The 23,243-nt window shown below is 63.2% G+C and carries 21 protein-coding genes and 1 pseudogene; 5 read left to right on the top strand and 17 right to left on the bottom strand.

Features of this window, described 5'->3' with window-relative positions; genetic code table 11:
- The first annotated feature begins 98 nt into the window (after window positions 1-98).
- The gene (locus WKW82_RS40725; protein WP_422823690.1) at window positions 99-755 is read left to right on the top strand and encodes a 2-oxoadipate dioxygenase/decarboxylase family protein; all 657 of its coding nucleotides are present in this window, start codon (window positions 99-101) and stop codon (window positions 753-755) included.
- 66 nt (window positions 756-821) lie between these two features.
- On the opposite strand, the gene WKW82_RS37820 is transcribed toward WKW82_RS40725, so the two are convergent.
- The 17 genes and pseudogenes from WKW82_RS37820 to WKW82_RS37740 form a co-directional block, all read right to left on the bottom strand.
- A complete protein-coding gene (locus tag WKW82_RS37820) occupies window positions 822-1,790 on the bottom strand; it encodes a Bug family tripartite tricarboxylate transporter substrate binding protein (protein WP_340348378.1) in 969 nt (322 codons plus the stop codon).
- A gap of 14 nt (window positions 1,791-1,804) precedes the next feature.
- Window positions 1,805-2,578 (bottom strand): class II aldolase/adducin family protein, encoded by a 774-nt coding sequence (locus WKW82_RS37815; RefSeq protein ID WP_340348377.1) that lies wholly within the window; start codon window positions 2,576-2,578, stop codon window positions 1,805-1,807.
- Window positions 2,575-3,360, bottom strand: a complete 786-nt coding sequence (locus tag WKW82_RS37810; protein WP_340348376.1) for an enoyl-CoA hydratase — start codon at window positions 3,358-3,360, stop codon at window positions 2,575-2,577. The genes WKW82_RS37815 and WKW82_RS37810 overlap by 4 nt, the downstream gene beginning before the upstream one ends.
- A gap of 3 nt (window positions 3,361-3,363) precedes the next feature.
- Window positions 3,364-4,563, bottom strand: a complete 1,200-nt coding sequence (locus WKW82_RS37805; RefSeq protein ID WP_340348375.1) for a CaiB/BaiF CoA transferase family protein — start codon at window positions 4,561-4,563, stop codon at window positions 3,364-3,366.
- On the bottom strand, window positions 4,557-4,943 hold the full coding sequence (locus WKW82_RS37800) for a PaaI family thioesterase (protein ID WP_340348374.1): 387 nt from the start codon (window positions 4,941-4,943) through the stop codon (window positions 4,557-4,559). Before WKW82_RS37800 ends, WKW82_RS37805 begins: the two co-directional genes overlap by 7 nt.
- 65 nt (window positions 4,944-5,008) lie before the next feature.
- Window positions 5,009-7,111: a 3-hydroxyacyl-CoA dehydrogenase NAD-binding domain-containing protein gene (locus tag WKW82_RS37795; RefSeq protein WP_340348373.1), complete on the bottom strand. Its 2,103-nt coding sequence runs from the start codon at window positions 7,109-7,111 to the stop codon at window positions 5,009-5,011.
- Between the two features lie 19 nt (window positions 7,112-7,130).
- On the bottom strand, window positions 7,131-8,285 hold the full coding sequence (locus tag WKW82_RS37790) for an acyl-CoA dehydrogenase family protein (RefSeq protein ID WP_340348372.1): 1,155 nt from the start codon (window positions 8,283-8,285) through the stop codon (window positions 7,131-7,133).
- A gap of 40 nt (window positions 8,286-8,325) precedes the next feature.
- On the bottom strand, window positions 8,326-9,882 hold the full coding sequence (locus tag WKW82_RS37785) for an acetolactate synthase large subunit (protein ID WP_340348371.1): 1,557 nt from the start codon (window positions 9,880-9,882) through the stop codon (window positions 8,326-8,328).
- Window positions 9,883-9,929: 47 nt separating this feature from the next.
- Window positions 9,930-11,117: an acyl-CoA dehydrogenase family protein gene (locus WKW82_RS37780; protein WP_340348370.1), complete on the bottom strand. Its 1,188-nt coding sequence runs from the start codon at window positions 11,115-11,117 to the stop codon at window positions 9,930-9,932.
- 14 nt (window positions 11,118-11,131) lie between these two features.
- Entirely contained in the window at window positions 11,132-11,773 is a 642-nt protein-coding gene (locus WKW82_RS37775; RefSeq protein WP_340348369.1) for a 3-oxoacid CoA-transferase subunit B, read from the bottom strand.
- Window positions 11,770-12,462: a 3-oxoacid CoA-transferase subunit A gene (locus tag WKW82_RS37770; RefSeq protein ID WP_340348368.1), complete on the bottom strand. Its 693-nt coding sequence runs from the start codon at window positions 12,460-12,462 to the stop codon at window positions 11,770-11,772. Before WKW82_RS37770 ends, WKW82_RS37775 begins: the two co-directional genes overlap by 4 nt.
- A 22-nt stretch (window positions 12,463-12,484) precedes the next feature.
- The gene (locus tag WKW82_RS37765; protein WP_340348367.1) at window positions 12,485-13,636 is read right to left on the bottom strand and encodes a thiolase; all 1,152 of its coding nucleotides are present in this window, start codon (window positions 13,634-13,636) and stop codon (window positions 12,485-12,487) included.
- Window positions 13,633-14,046: a Zn-ribbon domain-containing OB-fold protein gene (locus tag WKW82_RS37760; RefSeq protein ID WP_340348366.1), complete on the bottom strand. Its 414-nt coding sequence runs from the start codon at window positions 14,044-14,046 to the stop codon at window positions 13,633-13,635. Before WKW82_RS37760 ends, WKW82_RS37765 begins: the two co-directional genes overlap by 4 nt.
- A gap of 4 nt (window positions 14,047-14,050) precedes the next feature.
- The gene (locus WKW82_RS37755) at window positions 14,051-15,043 is read right to left on the bottom strand and encodes a Bug family tripartite tricarboxylate transporter substrate binding protein (RefSeq protein WP_340348365.1); all 993 of its coding nucleotides are present in this window, start codon (window positions 15,041-15,043) and stop codon (window positions 14,051-14,053) included.
- 181 nt (window positions 15,044-15,224) lie between these two features.
- Window positions 15,225-16,139: a LysR substrate-binding domain-containing protein gene (locus WKW82_RS37750; protein ID WP_340348364.1), complete on the bottom strand. Its 915-nt coding sequence runs from the start codon at window positions 16,137-16,139 to the stop codon at window positions 15,225-15,227.
- 442 nt (window positions 16,140-16,581) lie between these two features.
- Window positions 16,582-17,046 (bottom strand): annotated as a pseudogene (locus tag WKW82_RS37745) (tyrosine-type recombinase/integrase); the annotation flags it as partial.
- A 461-nt stretch (window positions 17,047-17,507) separates the two neighbouring features.
- The gene (locus WKW82_RS37740) at window positions 17,508-18,680 is read right to left on the bottom strand and encodes a site-specific integrase (RefSeq protein ID WP_340348363.1); all 1,173 of its coding nucleotides are present in this window, start codon (window positions 18,678-18,680) and stop codon (window positions 17,508-17,510) included.
- A 459-nt stretch (window positions 18,681-19,139) separates the two neighbouring features.
- Here WKW82_RS37740 and WKW82_RS37735 point away from each other — a divergent pair, with 459 nt between their 5' ends.
- From WKW82_RS37735 to WKW82_RS37720, 4 genes are read left to right on the top strand one after another with little or no spacing between them, the layout of a single operon-like run.
- Window positions 19,140-19,850 (top strand): hypothetical protein, encoded by a 711-nt coding sequence (locus WKW82_RS37735; RefSeq protein ID WP_340348362.1) that lies wholly within the window; start codon window positions 19,140-19,142, stop codon window positions 19,848-19,850.
- Window positions 19,847-21,805 carry a hypothetical protein gene (locus WKW82_RS37730; RefSeq protein WP_340348361.1) on the top strand — a complete coding sequence of 653 codons (1,959 nt, stop codon included), beginning with the start codon at window positions 19,847-19,849 and terminating at the stop codon, window positions 21,803-21,805. Before WKW82_RS37735 ends, WKW82_RS37730 begins: the two co-directional genes overlap by 4 nt.
- A complete protein-coding gene (locus WKW82_RS37725; RefSeq protein WP_340348360.1) occupies window positions 21,802-22,758 on the top strand; it encodes an ATP-binding protein in 957 nt (318 codons plus the stop codon). Before WKW82_RS37730 ends, WKW82_RS37725 begins: the two co-directional genes overlap by 4 nt.
- Window positions 22,737-23,210 (top strand): hypothetical protein, encoded by a 474-nt coding sequence (locus WKW82_RS37720; protein WP_340348359.1) that lies wholly within the window; start codon window positions 22,737-22,739, stop codon window positions 23,208-23,210. The genes WKW82_RS37725 and WKW82_RS37720 overlap by 22 nt, the downstream gene beginning before the upstream one ends.
- Window positions 23,211-23,243: the final 33 nt, after the last annotated feature.

Here is a 23,243-nt window from a genome sequence, read left to right as displayed (position 1 = left end):
GATGAATGACGATCGGCTCACGTTAAACCCGCCTCCCGGACCGGCCCGGCACCGGTACAAAACCGGCCAAGATAGTTGTCGTCGACCGGCCAAGCTAATTGTCGCCAACCAGCGGATGCGCATTGACTCGCAAAGGGCGAGACCTCTATGACCAGCTGCTTGCTGAGGCAGGTGCCGCCTGCGTGCAGTCGAACAACGGCGTCGAAACGAACCCTTTCGCCCAATTTCCCGATGACTGGGCAGACCTGCGCAAGCGAGGCTTGGCGTATTTTCATTACGCCGTTGGCCCTGTCGCGGAACGACTCGGGCCTCCACCGCACGGAGCCTCGGTTGAGAGCCTGTTGGAGGGTGGCTGGCTTAGCGCGAAACCGTCAACCTACCAAGACTTCCTTCCTGTGAGCGCGGCTGGAATCTTCCGCTCGAATCTAGGAGGCGCAGAAGGCGCTCGCTACGCGGCCGGCGGAAGCCGACGCGTGTTCGAAGCAGCCTTGGGTTGCCAAGTGCTTGACGAGATTTGCCTATATGACGAGGCGCAAGCCAGTTCCCTCAGGGAAGCGTTGCGCAGACTTGGCGAACCATCCACGTCGGCAGCAAGCGGCCGTGAGCCAGCCGGTCGCGATCACGCCGACGGTGCTGCCAGTCAGGAACATGTCTGTAGTGCTTGCCGTCGCAGAGATCGGCAGGCGCGCGCATTCCTTGATCATTGTGGGCAGCCAGCCAGTGATCAGGTAAACCACCAGAAGGCCATGAAGTAGGGCAGCCACAGTGCCGGCACCAGCCGGCATTGCGGTCGGACGCGAATGCCTCTCGGCCTGCGGCCTTCACATCTTTTCGAAGCGAAGGTCCGCGACGATCTTGGCCCAACGTACGTTCTCCGCTGCCACAAATGAAGCAAATTGCTTGCGGGGCGTCGGGCTGGGAACCGCTCCTTGTTTTTCGATCGCGGAGACCACGGCGGGATCACTCAAAGCCTGATTCAGAGCGCGATTGAGCTGGTCCAGAATCTCAGGCGGTATGCCTGCAGGGCCGCCCAGTCCGAACCAGGATGGATTGTTCATCGCCGGTAGCCCGGCTTCGGCATAAGTCGGAACTTGCGGCAACGTCTTCAATCTGCTCTTGGCCGCAACGGCCAGCGGCTTGATGCGCTTCGCCTGAATCAGTTCCATGGACGACGGGATGTTGTCGAAGACGACGTTGATCTGTCCGGCGAGCAGATCCGACAGGGCTGGTCCAAGCCCCTTATAGGGAACGTGAAGCATGTCCGTGCTGGTGACATGCTTGAAGAGTTCTCCATTGATGTGACTCAATCCGCCGTTGCCGGAGGAGCCGAACGAGTATTTGCCTGGGTGCTCCTTGAGCATCCTGACCAAGCTTTGCACTGACTCGGCACCAAGGGAGGGACTTGTGACGAGGACGTTTGGCACGTCCGCGATGTTGCCGATGGCAGCGAAATCCTGGACAGGGTCATACGGGCTCTTCGCATAGACGTTAGGGTTTACGGCGTGCGAGCTCTCCACCACCATCACGAGCGTGTAACCGTCTGCCGGTTGCTTGGCCGCCGCAGCGGAGCCCACCGAGCCTCCGGCACCGGGTCGGTTATCGACCACGACGGGTTGCCCGATGATCGTGGAGAGCTTCGTCGCCACGATGCGGGCCAGCAAATCCGTCGTCCCGCCTGGCGCATAGGGGACGATCAGCTTCACTGGCTTGGAGGGATAGGTCTGCGGAGAGGCGAGCGCGTTCAAAGTCGCACTCGCCAACCCGGCGAGCACCAAATGTCTTCTGTTCATCGATATGTCCTGGTTCACGTGTCGTAGCCTGGATTCACTCGGTCGAGTTTTCTCAGCAAGGCCGGCCAGGCCAGGCGACCCAGGCTGGTCTGCCCTTGCATCCTCGCCAATGCATCATCGACGCCGGCCAGTACCTGCGGCGCGACCATGATGAGCTCACCGCCGGCTTGTGCGGTGACCTGTATCTGACATGCCGACTCCAGCGTGTACATGCGTTTGAAGGCATCGGCCACGGTGCCGCCGACCGTCAGAAGGCCGTGATTGCGCAGCATGAGGTGATCGTGAGGCCCCAAGTCGCGTTGCAGGCGCACCTGCTCGTCCTCGTGCACTGCGAGGCCCTCGTAGTCGTGGTAGCCGAGCGACCCCAGCACGAGGGTGGCCTGCTGCGAGATTGGCAACAGGCCGCACCGTTGCGCACTTACGGCGACGCCCGAGCGCGTGTGGGTGTGAAGGACACAGGCGACATCCTCCCTGCCCATGTGCACGGCCGAGTGAATGACGAAGCCGGCCCTGTTCACGTCGAAGGGCGACTCACTCAATTTATGGCCGTCGACATCGATCTTGACGAGCGACGACGCCGTGATTTCGTCGAACATCAGGCCGTACGGATTGATGAGGAATTGATGCGCGTGCTTGGCGGTTGCCGCCTGTGGAACGCGGGCGCTGATGTGTGTGGCGATCATGTCGCTCCAGCCATGCATCGCCACTAGGCGGTAGCACGCGGCCAGGTCCACGCGAACGGCCCATTCTTCCGCGCTGACGACTTCCTTGAGGGATGGGATCTTCATTTGTGTACTCCTTGTGCCTTGCGCTGCGCGAATTCCGCCATGAAGCGCTGCGGTTCTCCGGTATCGAACGCCTTGGCGAACTCGTCCACGCCTTCAAGGATCGCGACGTCTAGCGGCTGTTGCTGCCATTGACGCAAGAGGCGCTTCTGTTGCCGCATCACCTGAGGCCCATGGCTTGCGAGGCGGCCGGCCATGCGCGTCACTTCGGTGTCGAGTACCCTCATAGGCACCATGGCATCTACCAAACCCCACTCCTGGGCCTTCGCGCAGTCGATGTTCTCGCCGGTCAGGAGCATCCAGCCGGCGCGCGCTTCCCCGATCAGGCGCGGAAGCAGGGCCGCATGGATGATCGAGGGAATGCCGACCACCACTTCAGGCATGCCGAGCATTGCAGAGTCGGCGGCGATTCGAAGGTCACACGCAATGGCAAGTTCGAGACCTCCGCCGAGCGTCCATCCAGGAATGCGTGCGATGACTGGCGCCGGGCATTGCCGGACGGCCTCACAAAGGCGACGCAGGCCATCGATAAAGCGGCGCGCGGAGGCACGGTCGAGCGCGCCCATTTCCTTGATGTCGGCGCCGGCGACGAAGGCCTTGTCGCCAGTGCCGCGCAAGATCACCACCCGGACGGTCTCGTCAGTGGCGACCGCCTCGAAAGCCTTTCGCAAGTCATCGATCACGGGAGTGCCGAGGATATTGAGCGAGCCCGCGTTGCAAATGGTGAGCGTGGCGATGCCGAGCGTGTCGAGTTCGACACGAGCGTGCGGCAAGTCGAGTTTCATGATTCAGTCCTGAAGGTTGGAGGCGGCATATTCGACGGTCGGGTTGGGCGATGTCTTCGACGCAGGCAATGACGGCGGTGCGCCGACGGCGTCGAGTTCATCCACGCAATTCCAGAGCATCGGATTGCGCACGGTTCGCAAGGCGCCGAACTCGGGATGGTCCAGCGTTTGCACGATGCGACGATGCTGCACCTGGGCATCAGCGAACACCTCTTCCATGGTATTGATCGGGCCCCAAGGCACGCCGACCGCATCGAAGGTTGCTGTCCAGTTCGCACGGCTGCGCTTCGCCATCAGGTCGGTGAGCAGCGCACGTAGCGCCGGCAAATTTTCGATTCGCCCCGAGTTCGTGACAAAGCGCGCGTCGTCAGCCAGCAGCGGTTGCTCCGCCACCTCGCAGAAGCGGCGGAACTGCGAGTCGTTTCCGATCGCCAGAATCAGGTGGCCGTCCGCACATGCAAACACCTCGTACGGCGCGCAGTTGGGATGGGCATTGCCGCTGCGTTGCGGGTTGCGACCTGATGCGAGGTAGTTGGCGGCCTGGTTGGCATTGAGAGCCACGGCGACGTCGAGCAGAGCGATGTCGATGTACTGGCCTTGTCCCGTGCGTTCACGCTGGAACAGCGCCGCGAGCACCGCGGAGGTCGCATACATCCCGGTGCTCAGGTCGACCACGGCGACGCCGGTGCGCAAGGGCCCCGCGCCTGGCATGCCATCAGGCTGGCCGGTGTAGCTCATGAGGCCGCCCATGCCCTGAAACACGTAGTCGTATCCAGGCTTCGTGGCCATTGGACCGCTTTGGCCGAAGCCGGTGATTGACACATAGATGAGGCGGGGATTCAGCTCTCGCACGCTGGCATAGTCCAGGCCTTGGCGTGCCAGTGATCCGGCCTTGTAGTTCTCCACGAGGACGTCGGCGTCGCGAATGAGGGCCTTGAGGGTCTCGCGACCTTCGGGCTGGGCAAAGTCGATCGCGACCGAGGTCTTTCCCCGGTTGCAGCAGATGAAATAGGCCGACAAGCGCTCGCCGTCATCAGACTCCACGTAGGGCGGTCCCCATCCCCGCGTGTCGTCACCGCCGCGTGGATGCTCGATCTTGGTGACGTCGGCGCCGAGATCGGCCAAGTTTTGTGTGCACCAAGGGCCGGCGAGAATTCTCGACAGGTCGAGCACCTTGATGCCCCGCAACGACTGGTTCAGCATTCGGAATCTCCTTTTCGTGCGTCGGGCAGCTCGGGCAGAACCGCAAAAATGCCGCGGGCTTTGAAGACGGCGCGGTCGGCTACTTGGCCGCTGCATTCGGCGAATACCAGGCGACCGCCGACCTTGTCGATGCGGGAGACGACTTCCAGCCAATCGCCCACGCTCACACGTGCGAGATAGTCGACAGACAGGTTGGCGGTGGCCACGCGCTTTCCCAGGTGTCGTGCCACATTGACCCCCAGTGCGTTGTCCGCGAGCGTGGCCACGAAGCCACCGTGTGCGGCTTCCTGGTGATTCATGTGGGCAGCTCGCAGGTGAAGGCCGAGCCTCAACTGGCCATCGGCTTCTTCCCTGGCGTGCATCGGGCCCAGCAGCGCCATGAAAGCGCTCACGGGCGGATACGGTCCGAAGCCCGCGGGCACCTTCAGTTCGGTGCGAGCGCCGGTCATGGTTCCACTCGCGCGTCGAAGCGCTGGCGGCCTTGCGCCACGCGTTCGACGAGGCCGGGCGCCGGTGTCCAATGCGACCCGTGCGTGGCTTGCAAGACCCGAATTCGTTCGAGTGTCTGCGCGAGTCCGAGTGTTTCGGCCCAGAACATCGGGCCGCCACGGGCCGCTGGAAACCCGTAGCCGTGGACGTAGACCACGTCGATGTCGCTGGCACGTTGCGCCACGCCTTCGTCGAGGATTCGCACGCCTTCGTTCACGAGGGCAAGGACGCAGCGTTCTGCCACGTCTTCGTCTCGCACCGGATGGCGCACGATGCCCGCTTCTACAGCGCAGGACTCGATGATCGCGTCCACCAGCGGGTCGGGGATCGGCGCGCGGCTGCCGGGCTCGTAGCGGTAGTACCCCGCCGACGTCTTCTGGCCATAGCGACCGGCCTCGCAGATGCGATCGGCCACCTTGGAATAGCGCAGATGCGCGGGTCGGCTGGGCGCGAGACGCTTGCGCGTTGCCCAATTGATGTCCATGCCGGCCAGGTCGGCCATTGCGAGCGGGCCCATGGCCATGCCGAAACCCGTCATGGCCCGGTCGACCTGTTGGGGCGATGCGCCTTCTTCCAGCATGAAGCCGGCCTCGCGCCAGTAGCCCGTGAGCATTCGATTGCCGACGAAGCCCTCGCATACCCGAACCAGTACGGGGATCTTCCCGATGTCCTGCGCCATCTTCATGCAGGCTGCGATCACGGCAGGCGATGTGCGTTCGCCTCGCACGACCTCGAGCAGCCGCATGACGTTGGCAGGGCTGAAGAAGTGCAGTCCGATCACATCCTGCGGGCGGGAGGTGGACAGCGCGATCTCGTCGATCGAAAGGCGCGAGGTGTTGGTGGCCAGAATCGCCCCCAGTTTGCAGTGTGCATCAAGGTGCGAGAACACCTCCTTCTTCACCGCCATGTCTTCGAAGACGGCTTCGATCACGAGGTCGACATCGGCAAGGGCGGCGTAGTCGAGCGCGGGCTCGATCAGCGCCATGCGAGCCGCCATCGCGGCTTCGCTCAACTTTCCTTTGGCGACGGTGACGCCGTAGTTGCGGCGCACGAGGTCGAGCCCTCGATCGATCGCGGCCTGTTCGCGTTCGAAAAGCACGACGGGGATGCCCGCGTTCGCGAAAGCCATCGCGATGCCGCCGCCCATGGTGCCGGCGCCGAGCACAGCGACCTTGCGCACGGCGAGAGGCGCGGTGTTCGCGGGAAGTTCCGACAGCTTGGGGGCTTCGCGCTCGGCAAAGAAGAGATGGCGCAGGGCCTTCGATTCAGGTCCGGCGACGAGCTCATCGAACAGCGCTCGCTCGCGCGTGAGGCCTCCTTCGAGCGTCAGCTGCGTCGAGGCCTGCACTGCATCGACCGCCGCGCGCTGCGCGGTGGCATTGCGTGCCCGCGTCGGCACCGCGTTCCGGCGCTCATCGAAGTTGATGCCGGCGGGTTCCAGCGCTCGCTGCGCCACGAGGGGCAGTGCGCTGCCCTCGGCGACAACGCGCCGGGTGAATGCTTGGGCGCCGGCCAACAGTTCGCCTTCAATGACCGCATTGACCAGCCCTAACTCCAGCGCACGCGGCGCCTTGATCGCGGTACCCGAGAGAATGATGTCCAATGCGGCGTCCACGCCGATCAGGCGCGGCAGCCGCTGTGTTCCGCCGCCGCCTGGAATCAGGCCGAGATTGACTTCAGGCAACCCCAGTTTGGCATCGGCAGAGGCCACGCGGTAGTGGCAGCCCAGCGCAAGTTCGAGACCGCCGCCCAGGGCCACGCCGTGGATGGCCGCGACGACTGGCTTTGTGGATCTTGCGATGAGGCTTAGCACGTCGCGCGTCAGTGGCTTCTCAGTGGCGGCCGCGGTGTTGAACTGCCGGATGTCGGCCCCGCCGCAAAACTGCCGTCCCGCCCCGATGAGCAGCACGGCATCAATGCCGGGATCGCCCATCGCACGCTCGATACCTGCGTAAAGACCTTGGCGAACAGTGTTGCCGATGCCGTTGACCGGCGGGTTGTCGAGGGTCAGCACGGCAATGCGTTGCTGATCGTTGTAGTGAATGGTGGAAGTGGACATGGGTATCGATGGTGAAGAGTCAGGCCACGGCTTCGAGTGGCGATGAACGCACGCCAGACACCTCAGCAGTGGTGGACGGGGCGGCGCGCATGAGGTCGACAAGGCGCTCAAGATGGTGGCGCGCGTCGCCCCAACTGTGGGCGATCGTGAGCAGTCGCTTGACGCATCGCCCAACAGGCAGTTCGTCGGTCATGCCCATGCCGCCGTGCAGATGAATACTCTGCAGGCCAATGAAGCGACCGCTTTCGGTGGATCGAACCTTGGCCGCGGCGACCGAGCGGATCCGGGTCACTGCGTCGTTGTCGAGGCTGAGGGCGGCCAACCAGGAAAGGGACTTGGATTGCTCCACCGCCACGAGCATCTCGGCCAAGCGATGCTGGATGGCTTGGAGACTCCCGAGGGCCACGCCGAACTGTCGGCGCGTCTTGACGTGGTCCACCGTCATGTCGAGCAGCGTCGCCTGCAAACCTGCGGATTCGGCAGACAGCCCTGCGGTCGCCGCATCGGTCGCAGCGGCTATGGACATCGCCACGTCCACGCCCGGCGAGCCGATGCACGCGTTCGCCGGCAAGCGCAGCTCGTCGAACGACAGATCAGCGCCGATGCTGCCATCCAGGCAGGGGTAGCGCTCCACGCGAAGGCCGGTAGCGGCGGCATCCACCCAGAAGAGTGCCATGTCGCTCGCCCCTGCACGCGCGGAGACCAGCCAAGCGGTCGATTCGCCGCCATGCGGCACCACTGCTTTGCCACCGTTCAAGATCCAGTCGTCGCCGTCTCGACGTGCGCGCGTCGACAGATGACGAGGCAAGTGCTCTCCTTGCGGCTCCCCGTGGGCGAACGCCAACAAATGTTCACCCGCGGCGAGTGGTGGCAACCAACGGGCCTGCTGTTCTGTATCTGCGAGCGCGAGAAGCAGCCGCGTGCACAGCACTGCTGACACGGCGAAGGGCGTTGTGAGGCGATTGCGTCCTAGGCTTTCCATGACCGCATGCATGCTGGCGCCGTCGAGGCCGAGGCCACCCAACTCCTCGGGAACGAGCAGGCCAGGAAGGCCCATCGCAACGAGTTCGGGCCAGGGGTCGGCAGCGCCAGGGTCGCGCCGCTGGCCAAAGCTGGTGATCGCATTGGCTAGGCTGCGCTGGTTTTCGTCGTGTTCAGATTGTTGGTGGTTCATGTCTTTGTTCCAGTGCCGGTTGCGGCACCCGTGTCTCGGTTCAAAGGATGGCCTCGATCAGGGTCGGGCCCGAAGTCGCGTAGGAGCGCGCGAGCGCGACGTGCAGAGCCTCGGCATCACTGACGCGGACCGCCGTGACGCCCATGCCCTTCGAAAGACTGGACCAATCAAGATCCGGTCGATCCAGCGACAGCATGTCGGTCGCCCGCGCGCCGGGGGCGCCCGCGCCGACCGCTGCGAGTTCGCGCCGGAGGATGCTGTATGCGCGATTCACGAAGATCAACACGGTGACGTCGAGGTTCTCCCGTGCCATGGTCCAGAGCGCCTGCAGCGAGTACATGCCGCTCCCATCGCCTTCCAGGGCCAGCACGCGCCTGCCAGGCGCTGCGATGGCGGCGCCGACTGCCGTGGGCAAAGCAAATCCGATGGAGCCGCCGCAACCGGTCAGCCAGTCATGCGGAGCAGCCGAGGCAGTGAGTCCATCAAAGCCCCAACCGGTGGTCACAGCCTCATCGACGACGATCGCGTTCTCCGGCAGCGTCGCGGCAATCGTTCGGCCGATGGTCTCCGAGGTCAACGCGCCACTGGCGGGTTCATGCGCGCCGGAGAGGGCGATTCCCGCCGGCGCGGCACCGCCCGCTCCCAGCGCTTCGCAGAGTTCTGCGAGCGCCAGGCACGGATCGTCCTCGACGGTGGACAGCGTGAGGAATTCGCACTCCGGGGCCGTCAACCGTCCGGGCTTGTCCGGGTAGGCGAAGAATGCGACCGGCGCCTTTGCGTTGACCAGAACGATGCGCTTGAAGCGCTGCAGCAGCGCCATGGCGGGATCGATCGCGTAGGGGATGCGTGGGATGACCAAACGCCCGGCACCGCGCTCCAAGCGCGCGAAGTAGAACTCGGCGCGTACTTCGGCCCCGGTAGCCGCGGCGACGCGTCCGGCCAACTCGGTCGACGCTGCACGCAGCGCCTGGTCGCCGAGCAACAGCAGCGTCGGCTGCGGGTCATTGCGCATCGCATTGACGATCCGGTCAAAGTCATGGGGCGCATGGCCGGCTTTGGCCGCAGGTGCGTCCTTGCTCGAACCCTTGCGTTCGGGGACTTCGGTCCATGCGACGTTGGCAGGTAGCACAAGCGTCGAGATTTGGCCGGGTCGCGCATTGGCTTGGCGAATCGCTTCCTCGCCATCGGCTGCCACCTCGTTGACGCTCGGGGTACTGCGAACCCAGTGAGACATGGACCCGGCGATTGCATCGATGTCCGAAGTCAGTGGCGCATCGAGCTTGAGGTGTTCCACCGCGTGATCGCCCACGATGTTGACGACGCCGGAGCGCGCCTTGCGTGCGTTGTGCAGATTCGCCAGTCCGTTGGCGAGGCCCGGTCCGAGGTGGAGCAAGGTGGCTGCCGGCTTGCCGGCGATTCGGTAGTAGCCATCGGCTGCGCCGGTGACCACGGTCTCATGCAGCCCCAGCACGCAGCGCATGCCTTCGATGCGATCGAGGGCCGCTACGAAGTGCATCTCCGAGGTGCCGGGGTTGGTGAAGCAGACATCGACGTTGCCGTCGATGAGCGTGTGGACGAGCGTCTCGGCACCGTTCATTGGAAGTCTCCCTTTCGATGAATTGATCTGGATGTCATACGTTGCGGCTAGAGCCCTAGCGCCATCTTCGCGATGATGTTTTTCTGAACTTCGTCGGTGCCACCGTAGATGGAAATCTTGCGCAGGTTGAGGTGGAAGCCCGCCACTGGTGCGGCCCAGGCATCGGCGACGGGCACATCGTTGCCGCGCACCGGCGCATAGATACCGTCTCGACACGGAAGAGCGAGCACGCCGGCGCATTCGAGAGTCTTCTCGACGATCGCCTGCGCCACCGTCGTACCCATCAACTTGAGCACCGAGGCTTCGGCACCGTGGCCTTCGCCCGCCGCCATACGAGCCAGCAGTCGCAGATTGGTTTGCTCGAGGGCCAGCAAGTCGACATCCAGCTTCGCGATGTCCGCGGCTATCGAGGGGTCGTCGATGAGACGCTGTCCGCTCACCATCCTTTGCGCGGCAACGCCCTTGAGGAAAGCCATTTCCCGCTTGGCCCTGCCCACGCGCGCGGCACCGGTGCGCTCGTGCGAAAGAAGGTATTTGGCGCAGTTCCAACCTTCATTTACGACACCGACGAGGTTTTCACGCGGCACCTTCACGTTGTCCAGGAAGACTTCGTTGATCTCGCAGTCGCCATCGAGCGTGCGGATCGGCCTCACGGTGACGCCAGGAGAGCGCATGTCGATGAGAAGGAACGAGATGCCTTTTTGGGCCTTGGCGGCAGGATCGGTCCGGACCAGGCAGAACATCATGTCGGCGTATTGCGCGTACGTCGTCCACGTCTTCTGTCCGTTGACGATGAAGCCATCGTCAACGATCTGCGCCTTTGTCTTGAGCGAGGCAAGATCGGAGCCTGCCTCCGGCTCGGAGTAGCCTTGGCACCACCAGTCCTCGCCCTTCAGGATGCGCGGCAGGTACTTGGCGCATTGCTCCGGCGTGCCATAACGAATAAGCACTGGGCCGATCATCCGGACGCCGAAAGGCGGCACCTCGGGCGCTCCGGCAAGGGCGCACTCTTCCTCGAAGACGTGACGCTCGAGCACGTTCCATCCGGGGCCTCCATGCTCCTTCGGCCAAGTCGGCGCGACTTTGCCGGCACTGGCGAGGATCCGATGCCAGCGCAGGTAGTCACTCTTGCCGAGGCGGCGATGCTGAAGGATCGATTGCCGCAGATCTTCGGGCAGGGACTGGCGCAGGAACTCGCGCGTCTGCGCACGGAAGGATTCGATGTCGATAGTCATGTCCTTGGCTTTCTTCACAGGAAGCGCAACGGCGCATCGGTCGCCGCTTGCAGTTGGGTTGCCGTCAGGCCTGGCACCATGTCGCGAACGACGAACGCGCCGCCAACGACGTCCAGCGTTGCGAGGTCGGTGTAGACGCGCTTCACGCATCCCAGGCCGGTCAGGGGCAAGGTGCACGCGCGCAGCAACCGGGAATTTCTTTCGCGCGTTTGGTGTTCCATCAGCACATACACTTGCTTCGCGCCGACGGCCAGATCCATGGCACCGCCGACGGCTGCTGCTACGCCCGGTTGGCCCAACGACCAGTTGGCCAAGTCACCGTTCGCCGATACCTGGTAGCCGCCGAGTACGCAGTAATCGAGGTGGCCGCCGCGCATCATTGCGAAAGAGTCGGCGTGGTGAAAGTACGCTCCACCCCGTTCGAGAGCGACCGGTTGCTTGGCCGCATTCAGAACGTCCGGATCTGCAGCTTCGCCGTCCGCCAGCGCGCGCATGCCCAGGATTCCGTTTTCGCTGTGCACGACGATCTCCTGAGCCGCCTGCCAGTACGGCAACACCAGCACGGGCATGCCGATCCCGAGATTGACAGTCGAGCCATCGGGAATGTCGCGTGCCACGCACTGCGCCATCTCTTCACGTGTTCGGCGAGTCGTCATGCGGCCTCCCTGGCTGTGGTGGAAGCACCTTCAAGAACCACGACGCGCTGCACGAAGATCGAGGGCGTCACGATGTGTTCCGGATCGAGCTCGCCCAGCGGAACCGCATGAGCGACCTGGACGATTGCTGTGCGCGCGGCCGTACACATCGGTGGCCCGAAGTTGCGACCTGCCTTGCGGTACACCAAGTTGCCCCAACGGTCTGCTGCTTGTGCTTTGACGAGAGCGAAATCGCCGTGCAACGGCGCCTCGAACACATAGCCGCGCCCGTCGATGACGCGAGTCTCCTTGCCCTCGGCCAACGCCGTGCCGTAGCCTGTCGGGGTAAAGAAGCCACCGAGCCCCGCGCCCGCCGCGTGGAGGCGCTCGGCCAGAGTCCCTTGCGGCACGCATTCGAACTCCAGCGCATTGCGTGCATAGGCTTCTTCGAAAGCCATGGCCTCGGCGCCACGCGGGAAGGAGGCGATGAGGCGGCGCACCCGACCGAGGCGGATCAGCCGGGCAAGCCCTTCGTCGCCGCTGCCGCTGTTGTTGCAGACCACGGTCAGATCGCGTGCCCCCTGCGTGGCAAGCGCATTCAGCAGTTCGATCGGCTGCCCAGCGAGGCCGAAGCCGCTCACGAGCACCGTGGCGCCGTCGAAGATGTCAGCCACTGCCTCTTCAACGCTTGAAACGAATTTGTTGGTCATGAAAGTTGTGTGACGACGAGCGTTAGAGTGCGTTTGCGAGGATGGCCGTGGCCTGGCTCGACAGCACGCCGCCATTGCCGTGCACCATGGCCACCTCGGCATCGGGCACCTGGCGGTCGCCGGCTTCGCGACGCAGCTGCGCCACGGCCTCGATGACCAGGAAGATGCTGTACATGCCCGGATGGGTACACGACAGGCCCCCGCCATTCGTGTTCATTGGAAAGCTGCCGCCCGGGGCGACGCGGCCACCTTCGACAAAAGCGCCGCCTTCACCCTTCTTGCAGAAACCCAGATCCTCCAGAAACAGGATCGGATTGATGGTGAAAGCGTCGTAGCACTCGAGCACGTCGATGTCCTCGGGCGCTAGACCTGCCTGTGCATACGCCACGCGGCCCGATTCCAGCGCTGGCGTCACGGTCAGGTCTTCCATGCACGAGATCTGGCGATGCCAGTGCGCGTGACCACAACCCAGCACATAGATGGGTTTGGCGTGCAGCGACTTGGCACGGTCGGACGAGGTGACGACGAAGGCGCCCGCGCCATCGGTCACCAAGCAGCAGTCGCGCACCGTCAGCGGATCCGAAATCATCTTGGCGCCCAGGACGTCATCGATGCTCAGTGGGCCACGGGCGAACGCATCAGGATTGCGTTGGGCCCACTGACGGGCCGCAACGGCCACCTCGGCCAGCTGGCGTCGCGTGGTGCCGAACTCGTGCATGTGCCGCGCTGCAGCCAGCGCATAGCTGGAAACCGGGTTGAATGGCTTGTACGGATGTTCGTAGGGTTGTGGGTCAAGCGCAGCGCGCATCTGGTTTTGCTGCGAGCTGCTCGGAATGCTGCGCGGCGTGCTGCCGTAGCAGATCAAAACGTTCTCGCATTCGCCCGCGGCAATCGCCATCGCGGCGATGCGGAGATCGGCGATGAAGGAGGAGCCGCCGAACATGGTGCTGTCCGAGAAGCGCGGGCGGATGCCGAGGTACTCAGCCATCCGCATCACCCACCAAGGCGAGGTCAGGCTCGAGGTGATGATGCCGTCGATGTCCGACATCCGCAGCCCGCTATCTGCGATCGCCTGGGTGGCCGCTTGCGCGATGATTTCCTGCTCGGTGCGCCCGCCCGCATGGCCGAGGCCCGCCAGACCGGTGCCGAGGATGGCGATGTCGCCGCGCTTCATGCCAGATGTCCCAAGGGGATAAAGACCAGCAGAGGCCCGCTTTCCAGCGCGTCGATGCGCGCCTGGACCGGCATCCCGATGTGCACAGCATCGGGTGCGATCTCTACGACCCGACTCATCAGGCGCGGACCCTCGGCGAGGTCGAGGAGGCAGACGGTGTAGTCACCGTCTGGGCGCCGCACCACGGTGGTCGAGTAAACCGTGCCGCGACCGCTCGGGGTGACCCATCTCAACGCTGTTGAGCCGCAATGCGGACAAACTACCCGCGGGAAGAAGTGGTGGCGTCCGCAGTTGTCGCACTGCGGAATCTCGAAGCGATTGTCGGAGAGCGCGCTGAAATAACGCTCGTCGGCGCCGCGCGTGTCGGCTTGCGCCGCCGGCGCACCGGGCTTGCTAGCTGTGCCATGCATGAGATCAGTCCTCGACCTTGACGCCAGTCGTGCGAACCAGATCACGCCACTTCGTGAGTTCACCCTCCACGAACTTGCGTGTTTGCGCAAGGTCTCTTGGCGTCATCGGCTCGCTCGATTGCTTCTTGAGGCTTTCGAGCATCTCGGGCGAATGCATGATCTTGGTGGTTGCAGCGTTGATCTTCTGAACGACATCGGGAGGCGTGCCAGCCGGCGCGAACAGACCAAGCCATGTGTAGACGTCAAAGTCTGTGAACCCGGATTCCTTCAAGGTCGGCACGTTCGGGAACAAGGGACTGCGCTGCGCGCTCGTGACCGCGATCGGTTTGAGCTTCCCCGCGTTGAGGAACGTCGCAACAGTGACGGAATCCTGAACGGCGACCTGCACCTGCCCGCTGACCGTGTCAGAGACAGCAGGTGCTGCGCCGCGGTAGGGCACATGAACAAATGGCGCACCACTGACCTTGCGCAGAAGTTCGCCGGCCAAGTGTGTTGACCCGCCCGCACCGGAAGTGGCGTACGGCACGCTGGGCTCCTTGCGGGCCCAAGCCAGGAATTCGGGAACCGTATTGGCCTTGACCGAAGGATTCACCACGATCATGTTTGGCGTCTGAACCAGGGCGGCCAGCGGAACCAGGTCTTTCAGAGGGTCGTAGTTCACCTTGGGTCGAGTGAACGGGGCAATCACATAGCCCGTTGCGGTCACCAGTAGCGTGTATCCGTCAGGCGGGCGATGGGCGACGTATTCAGTGGCTACTTGACCTGCGGCGCCAGGCTTGTTGTCGACGACGAATGGTTGGTTGAATGTCGACGTCAGCTCCTTCGCCAGCAGCCGGGTGACGATGTCTGTCATGCCGCCAGGGGGGTAGCCGACCACGACGGTCACCGGCTTTGTCGGCCAGGTCGCCGGCTGCGCGAATGCGGCGCCCGTGGTGAGAAGAGCGGGCAATGCGAACAGCGCAGCCAATGCGCGACGGTGCAATGAGAAATTTGGCATCTGTCTCCTTCAGCCTTTCGGGGCAGTTGGTGAGACGAACAGCAGGCGGCTGGACGTCCTCCGCTGATGATCAGCTGGAGTGACAGAAGTCTAGAAACGAGGTCGTTTTAAGGCCATCCGAATGATTCGAACGACTGATTCGCGGATTCTCAATCCTTGTGGCGGGTTTACCCTATTGCCGTCAGGCTTCGTCGCGTGTCGACGCGGCAAGGGGGTCGTCTAAAAGAAATTGAATGAAGGCTTGAGTGAAGCCCGGCAGCCGAGCGTCTTCCCGAACAACCAACTTGAGTTCTCTTACGCTCCAATCCTCAGCCAGAGGCACGGCTGACAACCCTTTCGACAGGCCAGTCGCGAGCACCACGCTGCGCGGCACCAACGCAACCCCAACGCCTAGCTCCACAAGGGCCAGGACTGCGTCGAAACTATGAGCGTGAAGTCGCGCGCGAAGCGGCCTCCCTATTTTTTGCGCCATGTCGCGCAGGAACAGGAAGTTGCTGCTGGATCGGCTCATGCAAACGAAGTCGAAATCCAGCGCGTGTCCCAGTTTGGTTTCGTTCAGCGCTGCAATCGGATGGTCGGGCGGCGCTACGATCACCAGCCGATCGAGCGCGTACCGATGCTCGAGCAGGCCCTCTACCGAGGTTGGCCCAGCGAAGATTCCGATGTCCGCCTCTCGTGCCAGCACTGCAGCAGGAATGGTTTCACTCTGGCGCTCCTCAACTTCGGCGTCTACATCCGGATTCAGCACGAGAAAACGCCCCAAGCTTTGGGTCACGTAACCATTCAGCGCGCTGCTGTTGGCGGCCAGGCGCACGTGGCCCTTCAAGCCCGCGGTGAAGCGTCCGACATCGCCATGCATTCGTTCCACGCCTTCGAAGAGTTCGCGCACATGGCGCAGGGCGGCTTCGCCGGCCAGCGTCAACTCCATTCCACGAGCATTGCGGGTGAACATGGCAGTGCCCATCGCGTGCTCGAAGTTCTTGAGTCGATAGCTTGCCGACGATGGCGTGATGTGCACCTGGGCTGCGCCGAGCGACAGGTTGCCCGCATGGGCGATTGCCATGAACAAGCGCAGATCTGTCAATTCATATCGCATGGGGCATCGTAGCTTTGGGAGAAATAAAGTGCTGTACGGGGCGTGGACCAAGCCTGGGCTCATTTGCTGGGCATCCTGTCGGGAGCGAGGCAGGGCGCGGCTTGCAGGAGTTGGCCAGGGTAGTTATCCACAGAGTCGTGCACTGGTCCGAGTGGATAACTGAAGCCTGCCCTGACTTCCTGAAAATGGGCACGAACTTGCGACTGATTTGTGAGTGAAAGGCCGCGTTCGTTTCAAACTTGCCATGGTGAAATCGCTATTCCAGGGAGCGAAGGCATTGCGGGCTGTCCACAAGTGGGGCGCGGAACGAGTCGCGCGGTCGTGACAGGTCACCGGGACATCAAATTACTGCGCGCGTGCAAGCACCCAAGCAAGATGGGGCACGGACTGCAGTGCCTAAGCCCAACCTCGGGCCTCTCCAGCAACGATGGCCGATCTCCGTTCACTCATCTTCAAGCATGCGACTGGCCTTGCTGTTGAGCGAGCTCTCAGCGCGGAAGTACCCCATCACGGTGGCCACGCTGTGGTGCCCGGTCATCGCCATGGTCTCGGGCAGCGACATCGCCTGCTTGCCCGCTTCCGTCACTAACCCCGCTCGGAGCGAGTGTGCAGAAAACTCCCCCTCAACACCGGCCAGCGCACAGCGCTCCTTCACGATGTCGCGCACGGCCGCGGGTGCCAGCGGCTCGCCCAGATGGCCGCCCTTGCGGATGCGACGGAAGAGGGCGCCTCCCCTGATGCCACTGGCGGCAAGCCACGCTTGCATCGCCAGCGCAGCGGTGCCGACCAGGGGCTTGATGTCCTCGGGCCGGTCCTGTCCGGACTGATTGGTCTTGGAGTGGGTGAGCGTGTAGACATACGACTTGGCATCCACGCGCCGCAGGTTCTCCAGCGTCGCCCCGGCGAGAAACGGCGCGCACAGCAGGTACTAGATTTACTTTCTTCTACGGCTGCCTGGAGCTTCTCGAGTCATCGAGGCGAGACACCGGCTGGGCCGGCGCCCGCAATCCACTTAGCGACACTGTTAGCGTCAAAAGTGGTGCTCGACGATGCAGATCTCAAGGCGTAGGGATTCCGACCAGCCGCGTTTGCCAGCCCTCTTAAAGTTCCTCGCTTAAGGATTCCAACGCGGTTTCAAGCGCCTCTATTGCGGCGCTTCGTTGCGCCAACCACGTTTCGTCCTTCCACCGGTGCTGAACGTCGGTATAAGGACTGCTTATATTCAACGCTGCAAGCGCCTTTTGCATAACCTCGCGAAGGTCGTCGTCAGAAAGCATGGGCAAGATCTGGGCTCATTAGGTGAATCAAACTGGTCGATGATAAACGCGGCACAGCTCGTTCGGAGTCACGATCCGAGTAGGAGTGCAATTACTCGTCGTCAAGCATCCGACTGGCCTTGCTATTGAGCGAGGTTTCAGCGCGGAAGTACCCCATGACGGTGGCCACGCTGTGGTGCCCGGTCATGGCCATGGTTTCCGGTAGCGACATCGCCTGCTTGCCCGCTTCCGTCACGAAGCCGGCCCGCAGCGAGTGCGCAGAAAACTCTCCTTCGACCCCCGCCAGCGCACACCGCTCCTTCACGATGTCGCGCACGGCCGCCGGTGCCAGCGGCTCGCCCAGATGCCCTCCCTTGCGGATACGACGGAAGAGGGCGCCGTCCTTGATGCCACTGGCGGCGAGCCACGCCTGCATGGCCAGCGCCCCGGTGCCGACCAGGGGCTTGATGTCCTCGGGCCGGTCCTGCCCGGACTGATTCGTCTTGGAGTGCGTGAGCGTGTAAACATACGATTTCGCGTCGACGCGCCGCAAATTCTCAAATGTCGCCCCAGCCACCTCGGAACGCCGCCGCCCGCCGGTCGCCCAGGCAAACAGAAGCAGGGCGCGATCGCGCTTTCCGCGAAGCGTCTCGTCGCAGGTGGCCAGCACGAGCTGCAATGGATCCTTCGTGAGTGCGCGCTGCTTGTGCGGGCGGGCGCCGCGCTGAGCGTAGGCACGCCGAGTCCTGCCCAGCAACTCGCGAACGAGCGCGTCGGCGCACGGATTGCTTTCCTTGGCCAGCTGATGCGCTTTCGAAAGCACCGCCACGCGATGCACCAGCGTATTGAGCGCCGGCACCCCCAGCTTCCCCTTGTACCCGTTGTCCACCAGCGCATGATCGATCTCCGGCGGCAGTTCATTCACCAGGGCGCTTTTCAGATGCGTTGCTGATGTCGATTTCACGGTCGTCTTTGCCGATGACTTCGCATCGACCGGAGTGTCCCCGTTGTCAGCCACTGAATCTTGGTCGGTGGTGTCGCTGCGCTCGGCCTTGCGCGCCGCGTGGTCGACGATGAATTGGATCACGACGGGTACGGGCACGGGCAACTGCAGCGCCTGGCCGTAGCGCGCGGCGAACCAGGCGCACCAGTAGCGCATGGCCGAGGCGTATGAAGCACGCGTGTTCGCGGATTCACCTTCGCGCAGGAGCGCGCGCGCCGCGGCCTCGGCGGTTTGCGTGAGCCGCGCGGGCTCCAGGACTGGCGTCCATTCGGCGGCGTTCACGAGGGGGTGGCGGTTAGGGGAATCGCTAGAAATATTCAAGGTTGCTCAAGCAATTCCTTTGCATTGCCTCTATGTCTTGCAACCGCCACGTCCCGAGAAATCAATGGAAGCGCCTCACGACGAGCAGTCGTTCCAAGCAAATCCTTTGCGGTAGCGGCAAGCAATCCATTTGACGATCATCGCCTCGAAGCAATTCGTTTGACGAACATCGCTCAATGTCAGTCATGCGCGCTGAGTCGTCTCAACTTCACTTGTAAAAGTGCCGTCGGTCGCCTATTCCTAACATTTTTCATGAAGGTTAGGCCGATGGTGTCGTAGGCAGAAACTGAGAGAGGCAGCCCGTTGTGGCGAGCTGCCCCTTCATACCTCAGAAGCTTTCCTGGCGGAATGCGCTCCCAATGTAGCGCAGGGGAGGGCGCGTTTCCGGTTTCTCCAGCACGAACCAGGCCGAAGAATGTTATGCAAGCTTCGACCATCAAGACCGCCCGTGGGCGCAATCCGCTCAAGGCGTCGCAGGCCGTTCGCGCCGAATTCCGGCGGCGTGGCAAGCGGCCCGGCAACCTGACGTATTTCTATGGCCCCAAGGTCGATCGAGATTGGGTCCTGAGAAGCTCCCTCGAATTCGCAGCGACGCTCGACGCCGAAGCCTCCCAGGACGTCACCTGGTACAGCTGCGACCCAGACAGCATCTGGTGCGAGCTTTCGGCCGGGGGCTACAAGGGCTCTAAACCGGACATGATCCAGCAGCGCCGGGCAGCATCTCGAACCCTTGTCGACGTGAGCTACGAGCACGACGCCACACATGGGGGCAGAGCGCAGCAGCGTCGCCTTCGGGAGAGCCAAGCAAGCGCGCTGGGATACGTGTGGACTTGCTACACCGAGGAAGATGCAATGCGAAAGCAGGTCCTGCTCATGAACTGGCTTGCCATCAACCCCGTCCTTCAACAGTTTCGCCGCTTGGACGTGGGAGCACTGCAAACGGAGATATCGGGTTTGATCAGCGTCCGACAAGGCACTACCGTGGCGGAGGTCTACGCCGCCTTCAAGCTGCAAAGGGCGCATGTCTTTGTCGCGCTCATGCGGGCGCATCAACGACGCCTGCTGACAGTCGAGATCACCCGAAAGCCCTTCGGCCTGGCGACAACGGTCGTGCCTTGGAGCGGCCCATGAGACGCAGCGCCACGCGTGAGCTCCGGTTGGAGGAGCTCGACCTGGTTCGAGCAGCGGCTCCTGACGTCTCGCTGCTTTCGCCCGACTTGAGAGCGCGCTACGACAGGCTGCGTGCGGCCCTCGAGTTGTACTGGCAGGGAACAAAGCCCAAGGAGATTGCGCGTCTCTATGGCGTGAGCCGCCAGATGCTGGACTACTGCGAGGCTCGCTTCTTCCTCCAGCACGAAGACGGCCGTCCCTACGGTTTTCGGGCGCTCGTGCGCGGCACGCGTATCCACAGATTCAAACGCGAAAGGGAATCGAACGCTCAGACCATCGTCGACGGCTTCGGCGCCGCCGGCAGCTTTCGGCAATGCCTGGCGGCCTATCCTCGCGCCAAGAAGGTCCTGGACCAGGAGATCAGCCAACACGAGGGAGAGTCGCCCGAATCGATCGCGCTGAGCCATGTGCTGGTCCACCGCAAATTCCTGGAGGCGTTGCGCGCGAACGGGGTCGCCGCCACGCAGTATCCCTTCTGCACGACCACCATGGCGTACGAGTCGGTGCGCACCTACGTGCTGAGCGAGATTCGCGCCCGGCACAGCAAGAACGCGCGGACCAGACTGTTCGGCCATGCGGCGAACGATGGACTGGACGGCAGGAGCGGAAGGCGAGGTTGGCTTGAGCCGCAGCTGCCTTGCGATGTTGCCTGTTATGACGAGCAACTGCTGCCTGCGATCGCAACGGTGGCTTTCGAATTCGGGGGCGAACGCCGTGTCGTGCCGATGGAGAGGTTATCCCTGTGCGTGCTTGTCTCCCTGCGGCCCAAATGTGTTCTGGCCTACCACCTGTCTCATCGATCGCGCGTGTCCTCGGCCGACTTCCTCGAGAGCTTCAATCAGTTGCTCACGCCGTGGAAACCACAAGCCTTCAAGGCTGTGCCGAGGCTGACCTACAAATGTGGGGCGGGCTTTCCCAACGGTGTGGTGCCTGGATTCCTCGATGGCTTGCGTATCGGTCTGCTCAGAATCGACAACGACTTGACGCACTATGCCGACGCCGTCCTCGTCTATCTGCGAGACCTTGTAGGCGCCACGATCGAGTTCGGCCAGGTAAGACGCTGGATCACCCGTGCTGCCGTCGAGCAGGTGTTCGGGGAGCTCGAGCGAGAAATCTCGAAACTGCCATCGACCACGGGAAGTGGACCCGACGACCGCCACGTCAGCAACCCTGGATTGAACGCCGTGAAATGGGAGATCACGATCGACGAGCTCAGGGAACTGCTCGAGGTGATCATCGCCAACCTGAACGGGCGGCCGCGCACGGAGCTCTATGGCGCGTCCCCACTCGAAGCGGTTGCAAGGGACTGGGCCAAGCGGGACGGCCAGGGTGCGGCCATTCCGGGGTACGCACCGACCGTGCTGGCGGAGGTGCCGTTGCCGGTCGGGATCTGCAAGGTGGTCGTTCGCGGCAACGAAAGGAAGGGTGAGCCGCCCTACATCGAATTGGACCATGCGAGGTACAGCAGCGATCTGCTGCGCTGCGGCTGGCATCTGATCGGCAGTCCGATGATCGCGCTGCTTCAGAAGGACCACCGGCTCATCAAGCTCAGGTACCCGGACGGCTCGGCGCTGGGTGCCGTCCAGGTGACAGGCCATTGGGCACGCAGCTTCCATGACCGGGCGACGCGCCAGGAGATCATCCGACTGAGAAAGCAACGCGCGCTCGAGTACGGTGGGCTGGACGACCCCGTGGAGGCCTTCAAGGCGCACAAGCTGGAGCAGATGGCCGCTCATGCGCGCAAGCGCCCCGGCAACGTCATGCGCGGCAGCAACAAGTACATCCCGACCGTGGGTGATGGCACTGCTGAGCTGACCCAGCCGAGGGCGCACGCCCGCGGGAGCGCCCGCGTACCAGAAGCCAGCACGACCTGGACCCAGGCACGGCTTGCCGCGCAGAGGAAGGTCCAGAGATGATCGAGGATCTGGCCTATCGGCAGGCGACGCAGGCTCGGCATCCGACCGTGAGGCGGTTCGGCTACTTGCTCAATACCACGACGATCGACCTGTCGAAAAATCTTCTGCTCAGCTGGGTGGAGTTGGGCAAGAGCGGTCTGGCATTCGCGGGTGCGTCGAGGGCAGGAAAGACGACGGCGCTGCGCGCGATCGTTGCGGCGCTGCGCGAGGCCTTCCCGCACATCGTCTTTGTCTGCTTGAGTTCTGAAACGCAATCGGCGACGGATCGCTACGAGCGCATGTTCACCGAGTTCATGCAGCAGCTGTACAAGGACAGCTCGGTGCGTCGGCGCACGGAGAATTGCCATGTGTTCGCGAACTATCTGATGACCCTTTGCCGCGACAGGGACGCGTCGCATTGCGTCGTCATGATGGACGAGGCGCAGAGGTTGGCCGTGCATCAGTGGGAGGGCATGGCCATTGTCTGGAACCGCCTGGAGCTCAACGAGTTTGGCATGTGCGTGTTTTCCTTCGGCAACGAGGAGCTGCGCAACAGGGCGAATCTCATCAAGGCCTCTGCTGCCTCCGAGTGCATCGGCGGGCGCATCTTCGTCAAGGTCTTGGATTTCGACGGCGTGCGCACGAAGGACGAGCTCGCTTCGATCCTGCAACAGTACGACGAGCAGCTGTGGTATCCCAGTCCCCAATGGCCGTTCACGCGCTTCTTTGCCCAGGAGTCATACGACCGCGGCTGGAAGTTGAAGGATGAAACGCAGCGCTACTGGGACGCACTGTGCGCGTACTCGGGCGTGGGCGAGCACGGGGCGGGCAGGGGCTACCGCATGCAGTGGATCACCGATCCGATCCACTTCGTTCTCAAGGACTGCCTGAATGATCCGCAATGCCGCCCCGGTGGGAAGCCTCTGAGATGGTCGACGGCCATCGAACTTCTATGCCCGACGCAGATCTGCTAGGAAGCACCGTCTGGGTGTGGCCGCAGTCGTACTGGCGCGAGGGCGAAAGCGCGTGGCTGACGGCGCACAAGTTCGGCTTTCTCAATGGCCTAAACAGGGCAGCGCTCGGCAGGGCGCTGGCGAGCCTGGATCCCACGGGTCAGCAGGTTGCGAAGGCCGCGCCGCGGCATCTTTTCGGGCGCATTGCGTGTGAGCGGGGCCATGGACAAAGGCCTTGCGCACGCTATGACACCCTGCGCGCATTCACGCTCGAGGAGCTCTTCGCCGAGCATCTGGACAAGGTGTCGCACCCCTTTGTTCGGTTCTGCCCAGCATGCATAGCGGACTGGTTCCATGCGAGCATCTTTCAACTCGCCGGGGTGCGAAGGTGTCCCGCTGTTGGCGGCGGTGTAGATCCGCTTCTATTCGGCGGTGAGGAGGCGGTTTTCTGGTCCGCTGGAGGTTTGAGTTGATGAAGGACGGACGGCCCCGAGAGGGGCCATCCG

The sequence above is a fragment of the Variovorax rhizosphaerae genome, from assembly GCF_037889975.1.
Taxonomy (GTDB): Bacteria; Pseudomonadota; Gammaproteobacteria; order Burkholderiales; family Burkholderiaceae_C; genus Variovorax; species Variovorax rhizosphaerae.
The sequence above is the reverse complement of the archived record's forward strand: the minus strand, read 5'-3'. Positions and strand labels throughout refer to the sequence as shown.